This window comes from Nocardia sp. NPDC057353 (assembly GCF_042667085.1).
Classification (GTDB): domain Bacteria; phylum Actinomycetota; class Actinomycetes; order Mycobacteriales; family Mycobacteriaceae; genus Nocardia.
Genome location: NZ_JBHVAK010000010.1, coordinates 25550 through 44465, shown reverse-complemented (window position 1 = coordinate 44465; position 18916 = coordinate 25550). Strand labels below are relative to the sequence as shown.

The window sequence follows — 18916 nt, the reverse complement described above, 5'->3', positions numbered from 1 at the left end:
CCGCCTGCGCGCCGCCGAACTGACGCACCCGGTTGTCCGTCCGGCACCGGAGTGAACCCAGCGCACCACCCGGGCCTATTCCGGCAGCACGACGGAGCTGCGCAGGGTTCCCAGCCTCGCGATCTGATCCGGCGACCACGGCTGCGCGGTGGAGCGGTCGGCGCCGAGTTGCACGAGCGTCACCGTCAGGTCCACCGCGCGGACTCCGCCCTGCTCGACCCCTGCCCGCAGGGCAACCGAGGTTCTGCCGATCTTCACGACCTCGACATCGACCTCGGCCGCGCCGGTGAAGAGTTCGCGGGCGAAGTCGCTGTTCACATTGACGACGGCGATATCGGTGAGCGTGAAATTCTCGTCGAACGCGTCGAGGAGCATTCGGTTCCACACGCGGGTCGCCGCCTCGAGGACGCAGAAGTAGGGCACGTGCCCGCCGACGGTTTCCGGCGCGTCCTCGGCGGCGTAGTTCCGCAGGACGACATGTTCTCGAGGCATTGCTGGATGGTAGACAGCGGTACGGGCGCGCGGCACCTCCCACCGGCGCTCCGACCGCGGAAACCGTCCTCGGCCAGGCCGGGGTGTCTGCCCGCGTCCGGTCCCTCGATCGGTGCCATCAGGAGGCGGTGGTGATCGGCGCGGCGAGGTGCTGCTCGTGCACCGCGCGCTGCAATCGGTCGAGGGTCTCCGCGAGCCCCGGCCCGGAGCGGGGCCCCGGAGTGAAGGTCGCGGGGAGCTTGCGCATGCCCTGGATGATGCCGATGGTTTCGTAGTGCACCGCCCCCGCGGGATCGCAGGCGTAGTCCGGCATCCGGTCGAGCACGGCGAGCAGCATGCGTTTGAAGACCAAGCGGGCAACGTTGGAGCCGATGCAGCGGTGGATGCCGAGGCCGAAACTCAGGTGCCGGTTGGCTTTTCGGTCCAGGACGACGGTATCGGGATCGGGGAAGACCGCGGGGTCGCGGTTGGCCATCGCCCAGGACAGCCAGAGCCGTTCGCCTTCGCGCAGGTCGCGCCCCGCGACTGCGTGGTCGGCGGAGATGGTGCGGCCGTCGCCGGGGGCGGGGGTGAAGTAGCGCAGGAATTCCTCGGTGGCGGGGTCGAGCAGTTCGTCGCGTTCGCCGCTGAGGGTGGCGCGCTGGTCGGGGTGCTGAGCGAGCCATTCCAGCGCGTGTGCGGTGAGGGCGGTGGTGGTGTCGAAGCCGCCGCCGATGAGCAGCCCGAGGTTGCCGAGCAGGTCGAGCTCCTCGGGTGCCTCGCCGTCGATCCGCATCCGGGCGAGCGCGTCGATGATACCCGGCCGCGGGTTCTCCCTGATCTCGTGCAGGTTGGCCAGCAGGTCCATGCCCATGGTCATGTTCATCGCCTGGACGCGCTCGGTGTCGGGGGAATCGGGCGGGGTGTAGACCGAGGCGTGCGCGGGCTCGCTGTAGAGCGCCCACTTGTGCAGCGGGACGCCGAGAATGGCCAGGGTGAGCACCGCGGGCACGATATTGGCGAGGTCGTCGACGAAGTCGATGTGGCCGGTCTCGATCCGCTCGTCGAGGCAGGCGTGCACCAGGTCGTCGATGAACGGCTGCCAGCGGGCGACCGCGCGGGGCGAGAGGTAGGGGTTGAGCACCGCGCGGAACTGCCGGTGCTCGGGGTCGTCCATCTCGATGATGCCGTTGCGCATGGGCAGGTAGGTCTTGCCGGAGGGGATGGTGATGCCCTGGTAGCCGCGGCGCTCGTTCTTGTAGTCGCGGTCGCTGGAGACGTGCGGGCAGCGGGCGAGCTCGAAGACCTCGCGGTGGCCCGCGGCGACCCAGTGCCCGCCGTGGGTGTCGGTCCAGGCCAGCGGGCAGTGCTCGTGCAGGTCGCGGGTGACGGCGTCGAAGCGGCCGCGGTACTCGGGGGTGTGGCGGTCGAAGTGGTAATCGGGGGTGCGGCCGGGTGCGGCCGGGCCGGGGCGTGGGTTCACCGGGGAGTCCTCTCGGGCAGTGCGGGAGTCGAGGCGGGCGGAGTCGGAGTTCACCGCGGCACGGGTGCGTGCGGACCGCCGAAGGGGGTCGGGATCGTCCAGGGGCCGACCGGGGGCGGGTCGGCGGTCTGCAGCGGGTCGGCCGGGGGCGCGGGCGGGACCGGGTCGTCGGCCGGGCGCGGGGCGTTGCCCGCGCCGCGCGGGATGAGCGCGGGGTCGGCGCAGTCCGCGTGCAGGTAGGGCGGGGCGTAGTCGGGGACCGAGCCGGGGCGGCGCGGGGTGGCGTAGTCGCAGGCGTAGCGGGGGTAGATGCTGGCAAGGGCCCAGACGCCGCCGTCGTGGAAGGCCGAGGCGACGGCGTCGAGGGCAGAGCCTGCGCGCTGCTGTGGGAAGAAGAACTCCTCGAGCGCGGGGACGCGGGTGTAGGCGACCTGGGAGACGGTCATGAGGTTGCCGAGCAGCGCCACCATGGTGGGCGAGTTCTCCGCGAGGATGGCGTCCAGGGTGGAGAGCATGGTCGGGGTCTGCGCGAGGAGCTGCTGGTAGCCGCCGGTCATCGACGACACCCCGCTCAGCGTGGCGGCGAGGTTCGCCGCGGTGGCCTGCAGCGCGCCGCGCCCGTCGTGCAGCGCGGCCAGCACCACCCTGCTGTTGTGCAGCAGGTGCACCGTCTGCGGCAGGACGCCGTCGAGGGTGGCGACGAGGAAGACGCCGCCGTCGATGAGGGCGGCCAGCTTGTCCGGGCCCGCCGCGCCGACCCCGAGTTCGCGGGAGATCGCGGCGAGCCGGTCAGGATCCAGCTGGGCCAATGTGCCGCTGAGGCTTTCGAGCATGTCCGCCAGCGGCACCGGGGTCGAGGTGCGGTCGGCGGTGATCAGTGCGCCGTCGGTGAGGAAGGGCCCGTCGTCGCGGTCGGGCAGGAAGTCGAGGTACTGCTCCCCCGCCGCGGAGAGCGCGGCCGCCCGGACCGGGCCGGAGGCGGGGATGCGGGTCCGGCCGTCGATCGCGGCGACGGCGATCACCCGGTCCCCGGCGACCTGGACGGACTCGACCCGCCCGACCCGGACTCCGCGCACGGTGACGTCCTGGCCGGGCAGCAGCCCGCCGGAGCGCTCCAGCTCCACCCGCACGCGGTACGGCTCGTCGAAGGGATCGAGGCGCAGCGTGCCCATGCCGAGGTAGCCGCAGGCCAGGACGAGTACCGCGAGCAGCCCGGCCAGTGAGATCGCGAGGCGGTGCCGGTATGCGCGGCGCACCGCGCCGACCAGGAGCCGGGCCTGCGCCTCCCATCGGCTCGGACGGGTGGGGCGGATCATCGGGGCCCGCCTTCGATCCGGCCGCCGAGCCGTTCGAGCATGTGCTGCAGCGAGCCGACGAAGGCGGTCCAGTCGGTCGGATCGGGCAGCCGGGCGCCGGGGGTGCCCGGGAATCCGGGGTCCGGGGTGGCGCCGACGGCGATCCGGGTGACGTCGGCGTCGATGTGCCCGTTCGGGCCGCTGATCATCTTGATGACGACGCCGAGCATGGTGTTCAGCTCGTCGAGGTCGGCCTCGGGGTTGGTGGCCGCCGCGTTGAGGCCGCGGCCCAGCCGGTTGATGTCGGCGGCCATGTCGGTGTCGTCGGTCTGCTGGATGCTGGGGAACCGGGCCAGCTGAGCGGTGACGACGTCGATGCGCTCGACGAGGGTGAGCAGGGCGTCAGTGTTCTCGGCCAGGACCGCTACCGCAGGCTCCGCCGCGGCGACGGTGCCGGTGAGCGCCGGGCGGCCGTCGGCCAGGGTGGTGCTCAGATCGGCGAGGTCGTGCAGGGTCGCGTCGATCTGCGCGGAGCGCGCGGTCAGGGTGTCGAGCAGCGCTCGGGTCTCGCCGAGCAGCGTCGCCAGCCGGTCGCCGCGGCCGCCGACGTACTCGCCGAGGGCGGTGACCACGCTGGTGAGGTGTTCGATGGTGCCGCCGTTGACCAGCAGCGACGCGCGCGTGAGGAGCTCCTCGATGGTTCTCGCCGACGAGGTGGATTCGATCCCGATCCGGTCGCCGTCGGCGAGCTGCGCGGACGAGGGGGTGGCCGGCGGCCGCAGGGCCACGAAGACGTCGCCCATGGGGGTGGCCGAGCGCAGCTGCGCCGCGGTGCCGACCGGCAGCCGCACCGCCGCGGTGATGCGCAGCCGCACGACGGCGGTGTAGTCCTCGGCGGCCATGGACTCGACCTGGCCGATATCGGCGCCGTTCAGCTTGACCTTGGCCTTGGCGGGCAGGTTGAGGGCGTTGGCGAAGGTGGCGGTCAGCGTGTAGGTGTCGCCGCCGAGGCCGGGCGCGGGGAGCGGGAGCCGGTCGAGTCCGGTGGCGCATCCGGTGGTGGTGAGCGCGATCGCGGCGGCGCAGGCGAGCAGGCGTGCGGGTCGGTTCATCGGGGGTTGCTTTCTGCCAGTCCCGCCAGGATCGCGGTGATGCCGAAGTCCGGTCCCATGTCACGCATGCTGCCGGTGGCGCAGCCGAGGTTCTGCAGCTGCAGCAGGTTGCAGATCTCCTTGACCATCTGCCCGTCGAGCAGCAGCCGGTTCACGTCGACGGCGGCGCGCAGCGCGCCGACGTCGTGGTCGATGGCGTTGTAGGCGTTGTCGGTGACGAGCGGGAACACGTCGAGGAATTCGGCCAGGTTGTAGTCGTACTCGGCCAGCGAGGTGGTCACGGTGTTGGCGTTCGCCGTGAGCCCGGCGATGGTGTCGCGGTGGCGCAGCAGCAGGTCGCTCACCTGGGCGATGATGCGGTTCAGCGCGGCGCCGGTGCCGCCTTCGCCGAGTTGCTGGTCGGCCAGGAAGGCACTGAGTTGCGTGACGGCCGAACCGAATTCGCGCAGGGTCCGGTCGTTGCGCGCGGCGGTGGCGGTGAGCGAGTCGAGGCCGGTGACGACGGTGCCGATGGCGTCGCGGGTGGCGGCGCCGCCGTCCGGGCCGAGTTGCAGCGCGCGGGCGAGTTCGCCGAGCGCGGCGCGCATGTCGTCGCCGTTGCCGCTCGTGGCGGCGGTGCCGAGCCCGACGAGGTCGGCGACCGGGCCCGCGCCTGCGCCGTCGCCGCCGAGCGAGGTCGCCAGCTTCTGCGCCATGGCGAGCAGGGCGTCGAATTCGACCGGCGTCCTGGTCCGGTCCGGGCCGAGGACGGCGCCGTCGGGGAGTTCGGGGCCGCCGCGGTAGACCGGGGTGAGTTCGATGTGGCGGTCGGTGAGCAGCGAATCGGAGACGGTGACCGCCTGCACGTCGGCGGGCAGCGCGATCTCGCCGTCGATCTCCATCTCGACCTCGACATCGGTGCCGCGCACCGTGATCCGCTCGATGCGCCCGACCGGCATGCCGAGCACGGAGACGGCATTGCCCTCGTAGAGGCCGTTGGCATTGGCGAAGTGGGCGGTGACGGTGTGATCGCCGGTGCCGGTGGTGCAGCCGGCCAGACCGGCGGCGGTCAGGGTGACCGCGGCGAGTTTGAAGGCGGTCAGCGCAGCGCTCATCGGCAGTCCTCGTGGTAGGGCTCCCGGCCTGCGGCGACCGCGGTGGCGCTCAGCGCGCACATCCAGGAGTCGATGAAGGCGCCGTCGGGGGCGTTGGCGTTGAGTTCGGGGCCGCTGCCGGTGGCGTTGGCGAAGAGCCGCCACGGGACGGGCAGGATCTGCAGGATGTTGCGGAGCAGGTCGTCGTGAGCGGCGATCATGCCGGTCATGTCGCGCAGGTCGGTGAGCAGCTGGTCGATCTCGGCGTGGCCGTCGACGAGGATCGGTTCCAGCCGGTGCACCAGGCCGGTGGTGGCCTGGAGCAGCAGACGCAGCGCGTCCTGGCGGGCGATGATCTGCTGTAGCAGGGTGCGGCCGCGGCCGACCACGGCGGCGAGGCCGGCCTGCTGCCCGTCGAGGACGGTGGTCACCTGAGCGGTGCTGGTTAGCAGGGCGCCGATCTGATCCCGGCGGGTGGACACCACCTCCGACAGCGATCGGACATCGGCCAGAATGCCGGGGATCAGGGCGGGCACCCCGTCGAGTTCGCGCGAGAGCGCCGACATCGATTCGGCGATCCGGTCGGCGTCGATCTGGTCGAAGGTGGTGGTGGCGTCCTGCAGCGCGGTCTCCAGGTCGTACGGGACGGTGGTCTGCGCGAGCGGAATCCGGTTGCCCGGCAGCTCGCCCGCACCGGTGGAGCGCAGTTCGACGAAGCGCGAGCCGAGCAGCGTGGTCAGCTTGATCGCGGCCGCGGTGTCCGGCCCGAGGGCGACGCCGTCGTCCTCGACCACCAGGGTCACCTCGACGTGGTCGCCGTTCAGCCTGGTGTCGGTGACCGTGCCGACCGGGATGCCCGCCCAGGTGACGGCGTCGCCCGCGCTGATCCCCGCGGCCTGGGCGAACTCGGCGTGGTAGGTCCTGGTTCCCAGGTGCAGGGAGTCGACGACGACCAGGACGATCAGGGCCACGGTCAGCGCGATCACAGCTCCCGCGCCCAGCCGCAGCGAGGTGTCCACGTCGTGTCGTTTCCGGTTCCTGGGGTTCACCTGCAGATCGGGGAGTGTTGGGGCGCGCCGGTGGGCGAGGCGGCGCCGAGGATCCTGGCGATCACCGGGTCGACGCCGGGGACCACGCTGAATCGAATGTCGCAGACGTAGGCGTTGACGAAGGCGCCGCTGTCGACGGCGCGGACCATGGCCTGCATCAGCACCGGGAGGTTGAAGCCGAGGTAGGCGAAGCGGTCGCTGCCCGCGACGAAGTGGCGGGCGAGGCCGGGTTCCCGGTGCACGAACTCGGTCAGCGCGGGCGCCGCGCCGTCGACCACCGTCGCGGCGTCGGTGACCACCGCGGCGATCCGGTCGGTCTGCGTCAGCAGTTCGTCGCGGCGCGCGTCGAGGCCGTCGAGCAGCTTCCTGGTCTGCGCGAGGGTGCCCTGCATCGCGGTGCTCTGGCCCGCGAGGGCCGTCGTGACCGCGGTGAGGTTGTCGATCAGGGTGCCGAGGATCCGGTCCGGGCCCGCGAAGGACTGGGCGAGCGTCGCGGTCTGGGTGATGAGGGCGCCGAGCGCGCCGTCGTCGCCCTGCAGTGCCCGGATCAGCGCCGAGGTGAGGTTGTCGACGTCATCCGGGTCGAGGGTGCTGAACAGGGGTTGGAAGCCGTTGAGCAGCCCGGAGATGTCGAAGGACGGCTGGGTGTGTTCCAGCGGGATCCGGGCGCCCGCCGCCAGCCGTGCGGGGTCGCCGAAGTCGGCGAGGCTCAGCCCGAGGTAGCGCTGGCCGATCAGGTTCTGGTAGGTGACCGAGGCCATGGTGTTGCCGGTGACGGTCTGGTCGCGGTGCACCCGGAAGGTGACCTCGGCGTGCGGGCCGTGCACGGCGATGGCGTCGACCCGGCCCACCTGCACCCCGGCCACCCGGACGTCGTCGCCGACGCGCAGCCCGGAGACGTCGGTGAAGACCGCGGAGTAGGTGTCGGTGTCGCCGGTGACGTCGCGCTGCAGGGTCACCTGCACCATCCAGGTCAGCACCGCGGCGACGAGCAGGAAGGCGGTCACGGCGATGACGTCTCGTCGCTGTTTCATCGCGGCAGCTCCGGGGTGGGTGCGGGCGCCAGGCCGAAGAGTTCAGCGAGGGAGCCGGTTTCCGGTGGCAGGGTGAGGGATTCGGTGAGCCGGTCGCGGTGTTCGGGGCCGTTGACCGGGGCGTCGAGGCTGTCGATCACCGAGGGACCGGCGGGGCCTGCTGCGCAGTTCGGGCCCGCCAGCTCGCCGTAGCGGGGGCAGTCGGTGCTGGTGTACTGCTTGTGCGGGGTGAGTTCCACGATCACCTTGGCAGTGCCGCTCTGGTCATCGGCATTCCAGAACTCCTGGGTGAACACTCGGGCGACGTTGGTCTGCGAGGTGGTCATCTGGACGAAGTTGTCGCTGCCCGCGGCCAGTACGTGCAGCACCGGGCCCAGCCGGGCGGTCAGGCCGCGCAGGGTGTCGCCGCGGTTGATCAGGGCGGCGCCGACCGTGCCGGTGGTTCCGATGCCGCCGGTCAGCAGCGCGCTCAGCTGCGCCCGCTGTTCGGCGACGGTCTGCAGCGGGGTGACCGCTTCGTGCAGCGCGGTGAGCAGATCCGGTGCCGACTGCTGGAGTCCCCGCACGGCGTCGGAGAGCCCGAGCAGCAGCGAGGTCTCCCCTGCCGCCTCGGCCTCCTCGCGGTAGGCGCGCACGATCCGCTCGAGTTGGCCGGCGGCGGCGAGCGCGTCGGCGCCGCGGCCGCGGGTCGCGCGCTCGAGGGTTTCCAGGATGCCGACGGTGGGGTCGTTGCCCGGCCTGCCCACCGCCGCGGCGAGTTCGCTGAGCGCGGTGAGCGAGGTCTGCAGCTGGAGGCCCGCCCGGCTGCGGTCCTCCGGGATGCGGGCGCCCGCGGTCAGCGCGGGGCCGGGGCCGTTGTCGATGAGCTGGACCGACGGGACGGCGAAGACATTGCTAGGCACGACCCGCGCGGTGACGGTGGCCGGGATGCCGCTCGCGTGCTCGGCCAGCAGGTCGAGGTGGACCGCAGTGGTCTGCCCGCCCGCCGCGGGCTCGACCTCCCGCACGCTGCCGACCAGCACCCCGCGGTACTTGACGTCGGAGCGGGCGGGCAGCCCGTCCCCGGCGTCGGTCAGCACCGCGGTGACCTCGACGGTGCGCGCGAAGGCTCCCTCGGAGCGGGCGATCATCGCCGCGGCGGTGGCGGCGAGCACGGCGAGCACGGCCACGCCGCGCACGAAAAGGCCTGCGTTGGTCAGGTTCCGGTCGTCGGATTCGAAGCGGATCGACATGGCGCTACCCGCTGATCCTGGAGCCGGCGTCGAAACCCCACAGCGCCAGCGTCATGAGCAGGTTCACCGTGATCATCACGGTGATGCTCGCGCGCATCGCCCGCCCGGCCGCGATGCCGACGCCCTGCGGCCCGCCGCGCGCGTAGTAGCCGTAGTAGCACTGGATGGTCGTGGTGACGATGACGAAGACGATCGCCTTGGACAGCGAGTAGACGATGTCGGTGCCGCTGAGCACCAGGTCGAAGTAGTGGTCGTAGGTGCCGAAGGACTGCCCGCCCACCAGCCCGACGAACAGCTTCACCGCCAGGTAATCGGCGGCCAGCGCGGCCAGGAAGAGCGGGACCATCGCCACCACCGAGGCGACCAGCCGGGTGGTCACGAGGAACGGGACCGGGCGGATGGCGATCGAATCGAGGGCGTCGATCTCCTCGGCGATCCGCATGGCGCCGAGTTGGGCGGTGAATCGGCAGCCCGCCTGCGCGGCGAAGGCGATCGAGGCCATGATCGGGGCCAGTTCGCGGGTGGCGGCGGTGGCCGCGATCATGCCGGTGGCGGGCTGCATGCCGAGCAGTTTCAGCGCGTTGAACCCCTCGATGCCGACGATGCCGCCTGCCGCCGCGCCCAGGATGATCATGATCCCCGCGGTGCCGCCGCCGACGATGAGCGAGCCGTTGCCCCAGGTGACATCGGAGATGATGCGCAGCGTCTCGCGCCGGTAGTGCCGCAGCGTCAGCGGGATCGCGGCCACCGCGCGGCCGAAGAAGGTGGCCATGTGCCCGAGCCCGATGATGCCCCGCGCCGGCGGCCCGGCCACCGCGAGCGCGGTGCGCACCCCGGGCGGGCGGTAGGTGCTGGCCATCAGAGCGTCGTCCTCGGGAAGAGCATGGTGTAGAGCTGGGTGAAGCCCAGGTTCACCACCATGAGCACGACGATCGAGGCGACCACGGCCGCGTTCACCGCGTTCGCCACCCCGCCGGGACCGCCGCGGGTGTTGAGCCCCTTCTCGCACGAGATGACGACGACGATCACCCCGAACACGGCGCCCTTCACCATGGCCAGGTACAGGTCGCCCGAGGTGGCGAAGGAGGAGAAGGTGGCCAGGTAGCTGCCGGGCGTCCCGTCCTGGACGTAGACGTTGAACAGGTAGCCGGCCAGGAACCCGACGAAGCAGCTCACCCCGGTCAGCGCCATGGCGACGACCACCCCTGCGGCGAGCCGGGGGACGACGAGCCTGCGCAGCACCGAGATGCCCATGACTTCGAGGGCGTCGATCTCGTCCCGGATCTTGCGCGAGCCGAGGTCGGCGCAGAGCGCGGACCCCACCGCCGCCGCGAGCAGGATGGCGGTGACCAGCGGCGCGGACTGCCGGATGACGGCGAGCCCGCTCGCGGCCCCGGCCAGCGCCGTCGCCCCGACCTGCCCGGCGAGCAGCCCGAACTGGATCGACAGCGTGGCGCTGATCGGCAGCGCGACCGCCACGGTCGGCAGCAGCGAGGTCCGCACCATGAACGCGGACTGGGCGATGAATTCGTCGAGCGGGAACCGGCGGGTCACGATGTCGGTGGCCAGATAGCGCAGGGCGCCGCGGCCGAGCGCGACCTGCCTGCCGACCGTCTGCAACGCGGCGACCGGGTGCCTGCGGACGTAGCCGGTCGACCACGCCGCGATCTCGGTGACCGCGCTCGGCGCGGTCGGTTGGCTGTTCGGGATGTCATCGAGAGTCACTGTGCGCTCCCCCGGGTTTCGGTTATCGCGGTGCGGGTGCGGCGAGTTCGCGCAGGGCGGAGAGGAACAGCTCGTCCATGCGCGGGCTGAGCTCACCCAGGGTGCTCGCGCCTGCGTGCCCAGCCGAGCCGAAGACCCGGGCGAGGGCGTCGTCGGTGGTGGTGGCGCCGATGGTCAGGCAGAGGCAGGCCACGCCGTCGGCGCGGAGTTCCTCGAGTGCCCTGTGCGCGTCGGCCTCGGCGTAGCGGCCCTCGTACCCCTCGTCGTAGGGGTGGCCGTCGGAGAGCACCACCAGCAACCGGTGCTGCGTTCCCGCCTCGCGTTTCAGGATGTCGCCCGCACCGCGGATCCCGGCCCCGAGGCGGGTGTAGCTCGCGGGCTGGAGCTGGTTGAGCCGAGCCCGCCCGGCCGCGCCGAAGCGCTGGTCGAAGGTCTTGATCGCAGGCAGGTGCACGGCGTGGCGGCCCTGGGAGCGGAAACCGTAGACGGCGACCCGGTCGCCGAGCTCCTCCAGCGTGTGCGCCATAGTGGCGGCCGCGCGGCGCTGGTGGTCGTGCACGGCGAGGCCGTCGGGGTCGGTGTCGGTGGCCGAGCCGGAGGCGTCGAGCAGGATCAGCACACCCAGATTGCGATCCAACTTCCGGTGCTCTCGATAGACGTGCTCCACGGGCGAGTGCCCGGAGCGCAGGTCGACCACGAGGTCGATCAGGGCCTCGATATCGAGGTCGTCGCCGTCGGGGCGGCGGCGCAGGGTCCTGGGGCCGAGCCCGATCCGGGACAGCCTGCGGCGCAGCACCTCGTCGTCGGCCACGCCCGCCGCGGCGATGTCGGCCTCGACGGTGAGCGGGAAGTCGAGCACCCGGCACCAGTCGGGTTTGTAGCGCTGGGCGTGCACGTCCCACTCCGGGTGCAGCGCGCCGCCGATGCCGAGCGCCGCGCCGGGCTTGCCGTCGTCGGTGAACTGGATGCGGGTCGGCATCGGCTGCGCGTCGGCGCCCACCCGCTGCACCTTGCGCACCGCGCGGACCTGCATCTCCGCCCCCGCGGGGCCGTCGCCGGCCGAGCGGGAGTTGCCGAAGAGCTTGCGCAGCTGGTCCGAGAGCGCCTTGGAGTTGAAGAGCGGGTTCTCGAACAGCTTGAGGATCTTGCTGCCGCCGACCTGGTCGCCGCCGTCCTCGTCGTCCTCCTCGCCCTCGGGCATATCGATCAAGTCGAATTCGAGGCGCAGCTCCTTGGCGGTGGCCTTGCCGCCCGCCCCCGGCGGCTGGGCCAGCAGCTTGGACGGTTTGATCACCCCGAACCACTCCGGCGGGTCCGGCACCGGCTCCCGGCCGGTGGCCAGGGCGAGCGACTCCTGGGCCGTCGCGGTGCGGGGCGGGGCGAACGGGCCGGGCACGGCGTCGGCGGCGAGCGCGGTGCCCAGCCCGGCCAGCACCCGGCTGCCCTCCAGTGCCAGGTAGCGGCGGGCCGCCGCCGGGCGGGCCCGCAGTGCGCGCACGAGGTGCGGGTCCAAGCTGCCCGCGCCGAGCAGAGCCGCCTGCAGCAGCATTTCCCGGCGTTGCCCCGCCGCGGAGGCGCCAACCGAGACGTAGACGGCGCCGCCGGTGGTGTAGGCGTGCTCGCCCGCAGGCGCCCGCGCGACGTCGACCGCCCGGCCTGCGACGTAGCTCGCCAGCAGCCGGAAGCGGTCGAGCTCCGCGGTGTTCACGGCCGCGGCAGTACGGCGTCGGCGAGCTCGCCGAGCGCCCGCACCACGTCGGCGTCGTCGGAGAGCGTCCGCACCACCGCCGACTGCACGGCGGCGCGCAGCGGCAGCCCCTCGGCGACCAGCCCGCCCGCCAGGATCAGCAGCCGGGTGGAGGCCGCCTCGCGCAGCGGCGACCCGTCGATGCGGCGGATGGCCTGGCCGAGCCGCACCAGCGCGGCCGCCGTCCCGGCATCGATCCCCGCCTCGTAGGCGACCACGTCGGCCTCGATCTCGGCAGGCGGGAAGTCCAGCTCGATGGCGACGAAGCGTTGCCTGGTCGACTCCTTGAGGCTCTTGAGGACGCTCTGGTAGCCGGGGTTGTAGGAGATCACCAGCTGGAAGCCGGGTGCGGCGGGCACACTGGTGCCCAGCCGGTCGACCGGGAGTTCGCGCCGGTGGTCGGCGAGCGGGTGGATCACCACGGTCGTGTCCTGGCGCGCCTCGACCACCTCGTCCAGGTAGAAGATCGCGCCCGAGCGGACCGCGCGGGTCAGCGGTCCGTCGACCCAGACCGTCTCGCCGCCCTGCAGCAGGAACCGGCCCACCAGGTCGGCCGAGGTCATGTCCTCGTGCCCGGCGGCGGTGATCAACTCGCGGCCCAGCTCGTGCGCCATGGCCTCGACGAAGCGGGTCTTGCCGCAGCCGGTCGGGCCCTTGAGCAGGACCGGGGAGCCGCGGCGGGCGGCGGCGCGGAAGACCTCGCTCTCGTCGCCCACCGAGCGGTAGTACGGGGTGCTGGAAATGCGCGGCGCGGTGGTGAGAGTCATGTCAGTTACCTCGCTCGTGGGGGACGATCTTCGGCAGTTCGACGCCATCGGGGATCACGACATTGCCCTCGGTGTCGATGTAGACGGTGTCGCGGCCGGGAATCGGCATATCCGGGTGCGGGCAGGGCCGGTCGGTGCCGTCGCCGCAGACGCCCATGTCGAAGTAGGAGCGCTTCTGGATGTCCTCGGGCCACGGGTCGGCGTTCATGGCGAACCACTGCGCGGGCAGGTTGTAGCAGACGAAGAAGAACATGCTGCAGGCGGCGAAGATGGCCAGGAACCTGGTGGTCTGCTGGCGCACGAAGCCGCCGCCGGTGCGCTCCAGTCCGCGTTCGACGAAGGTGCGGCCGCGGTCGTCGGTGAAGTAGCGCAGCGCGCACAGCCCCGCCTGCACCCCGCCCCACATGAGCCCCTCGTAGATGGGCCACTGGTAGTAGGTGCCCGCGTTGATCGAGAGCGACTGGATGGCGCCGGGGTAGGTGAAGAGCCCCATCGGCATGAGGAAGAGCCCCTCGATGACCAGGTCGAAGAAGAAGGTCCAGACGATCAGGATGCCGATCAGCCCGTAGTTGTTGATGTTCGGCCACTTCTTCTTGGCCTGCCGCATGACGAAGCAGCCCAGGATGGTGCAGAGCAGCACGCCGTAGGAGTAGCCCGCCGCGTTCATCAGCAGCGGCTCGGCCATCATGGCGCCCGGCTCGGCGTAGGAGCGCCAGCCCGGGATCTCCGCGACCCAGGAGCCGCGGTTGAACATCCAGGTGTTGTAGGTGCTCCAGGTATTGAAGTAGTTGAGCAGCGGGTCCTGGAAGAACAGTAGCCCGCAGGCCACCAGGAGCATGCCGTCCAGGGTGATCCGGCGCTCGCGCCGCCACGGCCGCACGATGAACCACCAGATGCCGACCGGCCAGCCGGCCAGGATGACGGTGGTCCAGGTGCCCAGGATGATCTTCATCCAGGTCGGCGGGTCGCTCGGCCCGGTCGGCACCCGCTCGAAGTGCGGCCCGACGGCCCAGCTCACCCAGATGTAGATCTGGAAGGCCAGGATCAGCCCGCCGACGATCGCCCAGACCACCACCGGTCTCGAAGTCTTGGCTTGTTTCGATCCCAGATCCGCCGTCGCACCGATGGATTCGGTGACCGGCGCGGACTTCTTGTCGGCAGGCGCGCTCATCGCAACACCTCCGAAACGGACCCCGCGCCCGCACGGAGCCGCCGTGGGCTCGAGCAGGCCGCAGGCCGGGATTCAGGGCAATAGCGCGGGTTTGGTGAAGACGAGGTCGTCATCGTCCGCCCTCCTCGGGAATCGACGCGGTTGCCAATATACCGATGGGAATCTCTCCTTCGCAGAGGTTTCCGAGATCCGTGGCATACTCGCAGGTATGGCAGAGCGGTGGACCAGAGAGCGGCGGCTCGAACACACACGGAAGCTGCTGCTGGACGCGGCGCAGGAGGTGTTCGCCGAGAAGGGCTTCACCGCCGCCACCCTCGACGACATCGCCTATGCCGCCGGCTACACCAAAGGCGCGATCTACAAGCACTTCTCGACCAAGGAGGAGCTCTTCCTCGCGGTCAACGAGTGGTACTGGCAGCGCTACTTCGACACCTTCACCGAGGTGGTCTCGGCCGCGCAGGTGGGCGCGCACGAGCTGGACCGGGTGGCGGAGCTGTGGCGCAGGCTCAGCGCCGACCGCGGCGCCGAACACGCCGCGCTCGGCATGGAGTTCACGCTGTACCTGCTGCGCAACCCGGAGGCCAGGGAGCGGGTGGCGGCCGAGCGCGAAGAGGTGGTCGAGAAGCTGAGCCGCTTCATCACCGAGGGCATGGAACAGGTGGGCGCAACGCTGACCATCCCGCCGCTGACCTTCGCGCGAATCCTGGTGCACACCACCGACTCGGTGGTGCTCGGCACCCAACTCGACGACATCGACCTCTACCGGCCGGTGCTCGAGATGTACATGTCGGCGATCAAGCTGCCCTGACCGCCGGACGGCCGGCGGCATCGCCGAACGCGGGGTTCGGATGCCACCGGCCGTCGCAGCCTCAGCGGTCTTTGAACGGCACCGGCTCGGGCACCGTGACACCCTCGGGCATGATGAGCCTGCCTTCGTTGTCGATGTAGCCGGAGCCCTTGCGCGGCAGCGGGAGCGACGGGTCCGGGCACGGCATGTCCGAGCCCGCTCCGCAGATGCCGCCGTTGAAGTACGAGCGCTCCAGCACGTCCTTCGGCCAGGGGTCGGCGTGCATGCCGAACCACTGCGCGGGCAGGTTGTAGAAGACGAAGAAGATCACGCTGACCGCGGCGAAGATCGCCAGGAACCGGGTCGCCTGCTGCTTGACGAAGCCGCCGCCGACCCGATCCAGGCCGCGCTCGGCGATGGTGCGGCCGCGGTCGTCGGTGAAGTAGTACAGGCAGCACAGCGCTGTCTGCACCCCGCCCCACATCAGCCCCTCGTAGACCGGCCACTGGTAGTAGGTGCCCGCGTTGATCGACACCGACTGGATGGCTCCCGGGAAGCTGTAGAGCCCCATCGGCATGAGGACCAGGCCCTCCATGACGAAGTCGAAGACGAACGCGATCACCGCGGTCACCCCGATCAGCCGCAGGTTGCTCATCCCCGGCCACCGCGCCTTGACCTTGCGCATCACCCAGCAGCCCGCGATGGTGCAGAGCAGCACGCCGTAGGCGTAGCCGGGCGCGTTCATCAGCAGCGGCTCGGCGACCTGACGGCCCGGCTCCTCCGGTGAGACCCAGCCGGGGATGTGCGCCGACCACGAGCCGCGGTTGAACATCCAGGTGTTGTAGGTGCACCAGGTGTTGAAGTAGTTGAGCAGCGGGTCCTGGAAGAACATCAGCCCCATGGCGCCGATGAGCATGCCGTCCAGGGTGATCCGGCGTTCCCGGCGCCACGGCCGGATGATGAACCACCAGATGCTGACCGGGAAGAGCACCACGATGCCCGCCGTGTAGACGGTGAGAATCGTCTTCATCGCCGCGGGCGGCTCGGTGGGCCCGGCCGGGACCCGCTCGAAGTAGGGGCCGCTGATCCAGCGGACCGTCACATACAGCTGCAGCAGCAGGATCGCCGCGCCGACGACCGCCCAGATCTGGACCGGCTTGCCCGCGCCGCCCTCGGTGTTGCCGAGGGCGGCCACCCGAGGCGCGGACTCGGTGACGGCGGAGACCTTCGCGCCGTCCTTGGGCCCGGTCACCGCGCCCGCTCCGGCTGCGGCTGCAGGGCCCGAGCCCCTGGAGACCCGGCATGGCCCGGATTCGACCCGAGTATCGGTGCCGGGGTGGTACCGCCTCGTCGAGAACGCTGTGCTGTCGGCGCCGTCATCGTCGCCCTCCTTTGGTAACCGAACGTAGATCAAGATACCAGTGAGGATCTCAATAACGAACAGGTTCCTAGCAGCACGGCTGCGCAGCGACGACGATGTACCCCTTGGGGTCGCGCCAGCGCTCTCCCAAATGGGTGGCGAACCAGTGGTCGACGTCGGTGGTGACCGCGTCGAGGATCGCTGCGCGGTGGGGGGAGGCGGGGTCGATGCCGCAGAAGGAGAAGAGGGCCTCGGCGAAGCGGATCAGGGGTGCGGGGGCGTCGAAGACCAGGGCGTTGTCGAAGCGGTCGACCCGGACCTCGCCGAACACCTCGGCCATCATCGCGGGCAGAGTGGTGGAGTCGACACCGTTGACCATGCCCACGACGGGGGCCAGGCCGTGCTCGGCCGCGCGGTCGATGACGAGCCCGCGGGTGCGCGCGCAGGTGGCGGGGTGGTTGACGGTGACCGCGACCCGTCCACCGGGCCGGGTGATGCGCGCCAGCTCGCGCAGGGCCCGCCGTGGGTCGGGGACGTGGTACAGCATGTGGCGGGCGGTGACCGCGTCGAATTCGTCGTCGCCGAACGGCAGTGCTTCGGCGTCGCCGGTGACGGCTTCGACGCCAGGGATCGCCGCGGCGGCGGTGACCATGGCGGCGGAGTTGTCCACCCCGACCAGACGGCCTGCGTGGCCGCGCCGGCCGAGATGGGCGAGGAAGCGCCCGTCGCCGCAGCCGATGTCGGCCAGCGCCTCCCCGCCGGTCAGCTCGAGGGCGTCGACGACGGCGGCGACGGGGTCGTCGGGGTGTTCGCTGTGCTGGGCGTGGGTGTCGATCCGGACCCGCAGGGGGTCGGTGGTGGCGTATTCCGCGGTCGGAGTGGGGCCGGTCATGGGCGGGTGTCCTCCTGGGCGTCGGGCGCGGCGGGGTGGTGCGCCTGCGAGGCATGCTCTGGACATCGTCGCACCCGCGAGAAAGTGGTTCATATGTGAACCACTCCGCGGTACGCTCGGGGCATGGATGATCGGCTCCTGCTTCTGCTGCACCGGGCGTCGCGCTCCGCGGTGGCCTACGCCAACGTCGCGCTCGGCGCGCGGCTCGGCATCTCGCTGCCGCAGCTGGCGACGTTGTCGCTGCTGTCGTCGCGGCCCGACACCACGCCGTCGCGGATCGCGAAGGAGCTGGACCTGAACAAGTCGGCGGTGACGAGCATGGTGCAGCGCCTCGAGCGGGCCGAGCTGATCGCGCGCTCGTCGAACGACGGGGACGGCCGCAGCACGCTGCTGCACCTGCGCGAGCCGGGCAGGCGGGTGCGCACGAAGGCCGCGCCGGTGTTCGAGCAGGTGCTCTCCGAGCTCACCGCGGGGTTCACCGCGGCGGAGATCGAGGTGGTGCTGCGGTTCCTGAACACCACGGTCGAGCGCTGCGGCTCGGCGGCCAGGACGGAGGGGGCGCATGGCTGAGCACCCCGTCTACGTGGTCGCACAGTTCCGCATCCACGATCGCCCGCGGTACCTGCGCTACGTCCGGCGCTTCGCCGAGGTGCTCGCCGCGCACGGCGGCGCGCTGCTCGCCGCCGACGAGCGACCCGAGGTCGTCGAGGGCGACACCGACCTCGACAAGGTCGTCATCCTGCGCTTCGACAGCGAACACCGATTCCGGGCCTGGGCCGAGTCGCCGCAGTACCGCGAGATCTCCGCCGACCGGGTGGCCGCCACCCACGGCGTTGTCCTGCTCGCCCACGGCGTGCCCGCGCCGCAGGCGCCCCGCTACGACGAGATCGGCACCCGCTACGCGCACCTGCGGCGCGAGGACCCGGCGATCCGCGACCGCGTACACGCCGCGCTCGGCGAGGCACGCAGCGTCCTCAACGTCGGGGCCGGAGCGGGATCCTACGAACCGGCCGACCGCCACGTGATCGCCATCGAACCGAGCGCGGTCATGGCAGCGCAGCGAAACCCGCAGCGCGCGCCCGCGATCCGCGGCACGGCCGAGGAGCTACCGCTGTTCGACGGCTCGGTGGACGCGGCCATGGCGGTGCTGAGCGTGCACCACTGGCACTCGCCCGAACGGGGCGTGCGCGAACTGCGGCGGGTGGCGCGCGGACCGGTCGTGCTGGTGACGCTCGATCCGCGCGTCTCGGAGCGGATGTGGCTGCTGCGCGACTACCTCCCCGAGGTCGCCGCGCTCGACCGCCGGATCTTCCCCCTGCCCGAGCAGCTCGCGGGCTGGCTCGGCGGGGCCCGCGTCGAACCCATGCCGCTCGCCCGCGACACCCCCGACTGGATGCTCGTCGCCTGCTGGGCCCACCCCGAGCGCATGCTCGACCCCGAAGCGCGGCAGGTCACTTCGGGATTCGCCCGGATGCCCGACGATGTCGTCACGCGGGTGGTCACCGACCTCGGCCGCGACCTGGCCGACGGCACCTGGGCGCGCCGCAACGCGCACCTCCGCGACCTGGCCGAACTCGATGTCGGATTACGGCTCGTCATCGCACCGTGACGGCGGTCGGGCACCCGAGCGTCCCGCACCGACGTCACCCGGACGCCACTGATACGTGTGAGAAAGCCCAGTGCGGCGCAGAACCCGGCCCTCGCCCGCGGCGGTCAAG

General features: G+C 71.5%; 18 protein-coding genes. 3 read left to right on the top strand and 15 right to left on the bottom strand.

The features are described from left to right. Nucleotides 1–75: 75 nt before the first annotated feature. The 13 genes from ACFUUZ_RS07330 to ACFUUZ_RS07270 form a co-directional block, all read right to left on the bottom strand. The gene (locus ACFUUZ_RS07330; protein WP_378693493.1) at nucleotides 76–492 is read right to left on the bottom strand and encodes an acyl-CoA thioesterase domain-containing protein; all 417 of its coding nucleotides are present in this window, start codon (nucleotides 490–492) and stop codon (nucleotides 76–78) included. Between the two features lie 118 nt (nucleotides 493–610). Continuing rightward, complete coding sequence (locus ACFUUZ_RS07325) at nucleotides 611–1954, bottom strand: cytochrome P450 (RefSeq protein WP_378693491.1); 1344 nt, start codon at nucleotides 1952–1954, stop codon at nucleotides 611–613. 50 nt (nucleotides 1955–2004) lie between these two features. Then, nucleotides 2005–3270, bottom strand: coding sequence for an MlaD family protein (locus tag ACFUUZ_RS07320; protein WP_378693489.1), 1266 nt, complete (start codon nucleotides 3268–3270; stop codon nucleotides 2005–2007). Beyond that, nucleotides 3267–4361, bottom strand: coding sequence for an MlaD family protein (locus ACFUUZ_RS07315; RefSeq protein WP_378693487.1), 1095 nt, complete (start codon nucleotides 4359–4361; stop codon nucleotides 3267–3269). The genes ACFUUZ_RS07320 and ACFUUZ_RS07315 overlap by 4 nt, the downstream gene beginning before the upstream one ends. Next, nucleotides 4358–5455: an MCE family protein gene (locus tag ACFUUZ_RS07310; protein WP_378693485.1), complete on the bottom strand. Its 1098-nt coding sequence runs from the start codon at nucleotides 5453–5455 to the stop codon at nucleotides 4358–4360. Before ACFUUZ_RS07310 ends, ACFUUZ_RS07315 begins: the two co-directional genes overlap by 4 nt. After that, entirely contained in the window at nucleotides 5452–6453 is a 1002-nt protein-coding gene (locus tag ACFUUZ_RS07305) for an MCE family protein (protein ID WP_378693483.1), read from the bottom strand. Before ACFUUZ_RS07305 ends, ACFUUZ_RS07310 begins: the two co-directional genes overlap by 4 nt. A 26-nt stretch (nucleotides 6454–6479) precedes the next feature. Next, nucleotides 6480–7517, bottom strand: coding sequence for an MlaD family protein (locus tag ACFUUZ_RS07300; protein ID WP_378693481.1), 1038 nt, complete (start codon nucleotides 7515–7517; stop codon nucleotides 6480–6482). Beyond that, complete coding sequence (locus tag ACFUUZ_RS07295) at nucleotides 7514–8749, bottom strand: MlaD family protein (RefSeq protein ID WP_378693479.1); 1236 nt, start codon at nucleotides 8747–8749, stop codon at nucleotides 7514–7516. The genes ACFUUZ_RS07300 and ACFUUZ_RS07295 overlap by 4 nt, the downstream gene beginning before the upstream one ends. Before the next feature lie 4 nt (nucleotides 8750–8753). After that, on the bottom strand, nucleotides 8754–9608 hold the full coding sequence (locus ACFUUZ_RS07290; RefSeq protein WP_378693477.1) for an ABC transporter permease: 855 nt from the start codon (nucleotides 9606–9608) through the stop codon (nucleotides 8754–8756). Beyond that, the gene (locus ACFUUZ_RS07285; RefSeq protein WP_378693475.1) at nucleotides 9608–10474 is read right to left on the bottom strand and encodes an MlaE family ABC transporter permease; all 867 of its coding nucleotides are present in this window, start codon (nucleotides 10472–10474) and stop codon (nucleotides 9608–9610) included. The genes ACFUUZ_RS07290 and ACFUUZ_RS07285 overlap by 1 nt, the downstream gene beginning before the upstream one ends. A gap of 22 nt (nucleotides 10475–10496) precedes the next feature. Beyond that, nucleotides 10497–12182, bottom strand: a complete 1686-nt coding sequence (locus ACFUUZ_RS07280; RefSeq protein ID WP_378693473.1) for a nitric oxide reductase activation protein NorD — start codon at nucleotides 12180–12182, stop codon at nucleotides 10497–10499. Continuing rightward, nucleotides 12179–12988: a CbbQ/NirQ/NorQ/GpvN family protein gene (locus ACFUUZ_RS07275; RefSeq protein ID WP_378693471.1), complete on the bottom strand. Its 810-nt coding sequence runs from the start codon at nucleotides 12986–12988 to the stop codon at nucleotides 12179–12181. Before ACFUUZ_RS07275 ends, ACFUUZ_RS07280 begins: the two co-directional genes overlap by 4 nt. A 1-nt stretch (nucleotide 12989) precedes the next feature. Continuing rightward, nucleotides 12990–14159 (bottom strand): spirocyclase AveC family protein, encoded by a 1170-nt coding sequence (locus ACFUUZ_RS07270; protein WP_378693469.1) that lies wholly within the window; start codon nucleotides 14157–14159, stop codon nucleotides 12990–12992. Between the two features lie 208 nt (nucleotides 14160–14367). Here ACFUUZ_RS07270 and ACFUUZ_RS07265 point away from each other — a divergent pair, with 208 nt between their 5' ends. Beyond that, nucleotides 14368–14967, top strand: a complete 600-nt coding sequence (locus ACFUUZ_RS07265; protein ID WP_378693467.1) for a TetR/AcrR family transcriptional regulator — start codon at nucleotides 14368–14370, stop codon at nucleotides 14965–14967. Between the two features lie 61 nt (nucleotides 14968–15028). On the opposite strand, the gene ACFUUZ_RS07260 is transcribed toward ACFUUZ_RS07265, so the two are convergent. Both ACFUUZ_RS07260 and ACFUUZ_RS07255 read right to left on the bottom strand, forming a co-directional pair. Beyond that, nucleotides 15029–16198, bottom strand: a complete 1170-nt coding sequence (locus ACFUUZ_RS07260; protein WP_378693466.1) for a spirocyclase AveC family protein — start codon at nucleotides 16196–16198, stop codon at nucleotides 15029–15031. Nucleotides 16199–16394: 196 nt separating this feature from the next. After that, complete coding sequence (locus tag ACFUUZ_RS07255) at nucleotides 16395–17198, bottom strand: class I SAM-dependent methyltransferase (RefSeq protein WP_378693464.1); 804 nt, start codon at nucleotides 17196–17198, stop codon at nucleotides 16395–16397. A 123-nt stretch (nucleotides 17199–17321) separates the two neighbouring features. On the opposite strand from ACFUUZ_RS07255, the gene ACFUUZ_RS07250 reads away from it, so the two are divergent. Together ACFUUZ_RS07250 and ACFUUZ_RS07245 are read left to right on the top strand one after the other, a co-directional pair. Then, nucleotides 17322–17768: a MarR family winged helix-turn-helix transcriptional regulator gene (locus ACFUUZ_RS07250; protein ID WP_378693462.1), complete on the top strand. Its 447-nt coding sequence runs from the start codon at nucleotides 17322–17324 to the stop codon at nucleotides 17766–17768. Beyond that, complete coding sequence (locus ACFUUZ_RS07245) at nucleotides 17761–18807, top strand: DUF1330 domain-containing protein (RefSeq protein ID WP_378693460.1); 1047 nt, start codon at nucleotides 17761–17763, stop codon at nucleotides 18805–18807. The genes ACFUUZ_RS07250 and ACFUUZ_RS07245 overlap by 8 nt, the downstream gene beginning before the upstream one ends. The last annotated feature ends 109 nt before the right edge of the window (nucleotides 18808–18916 follow it).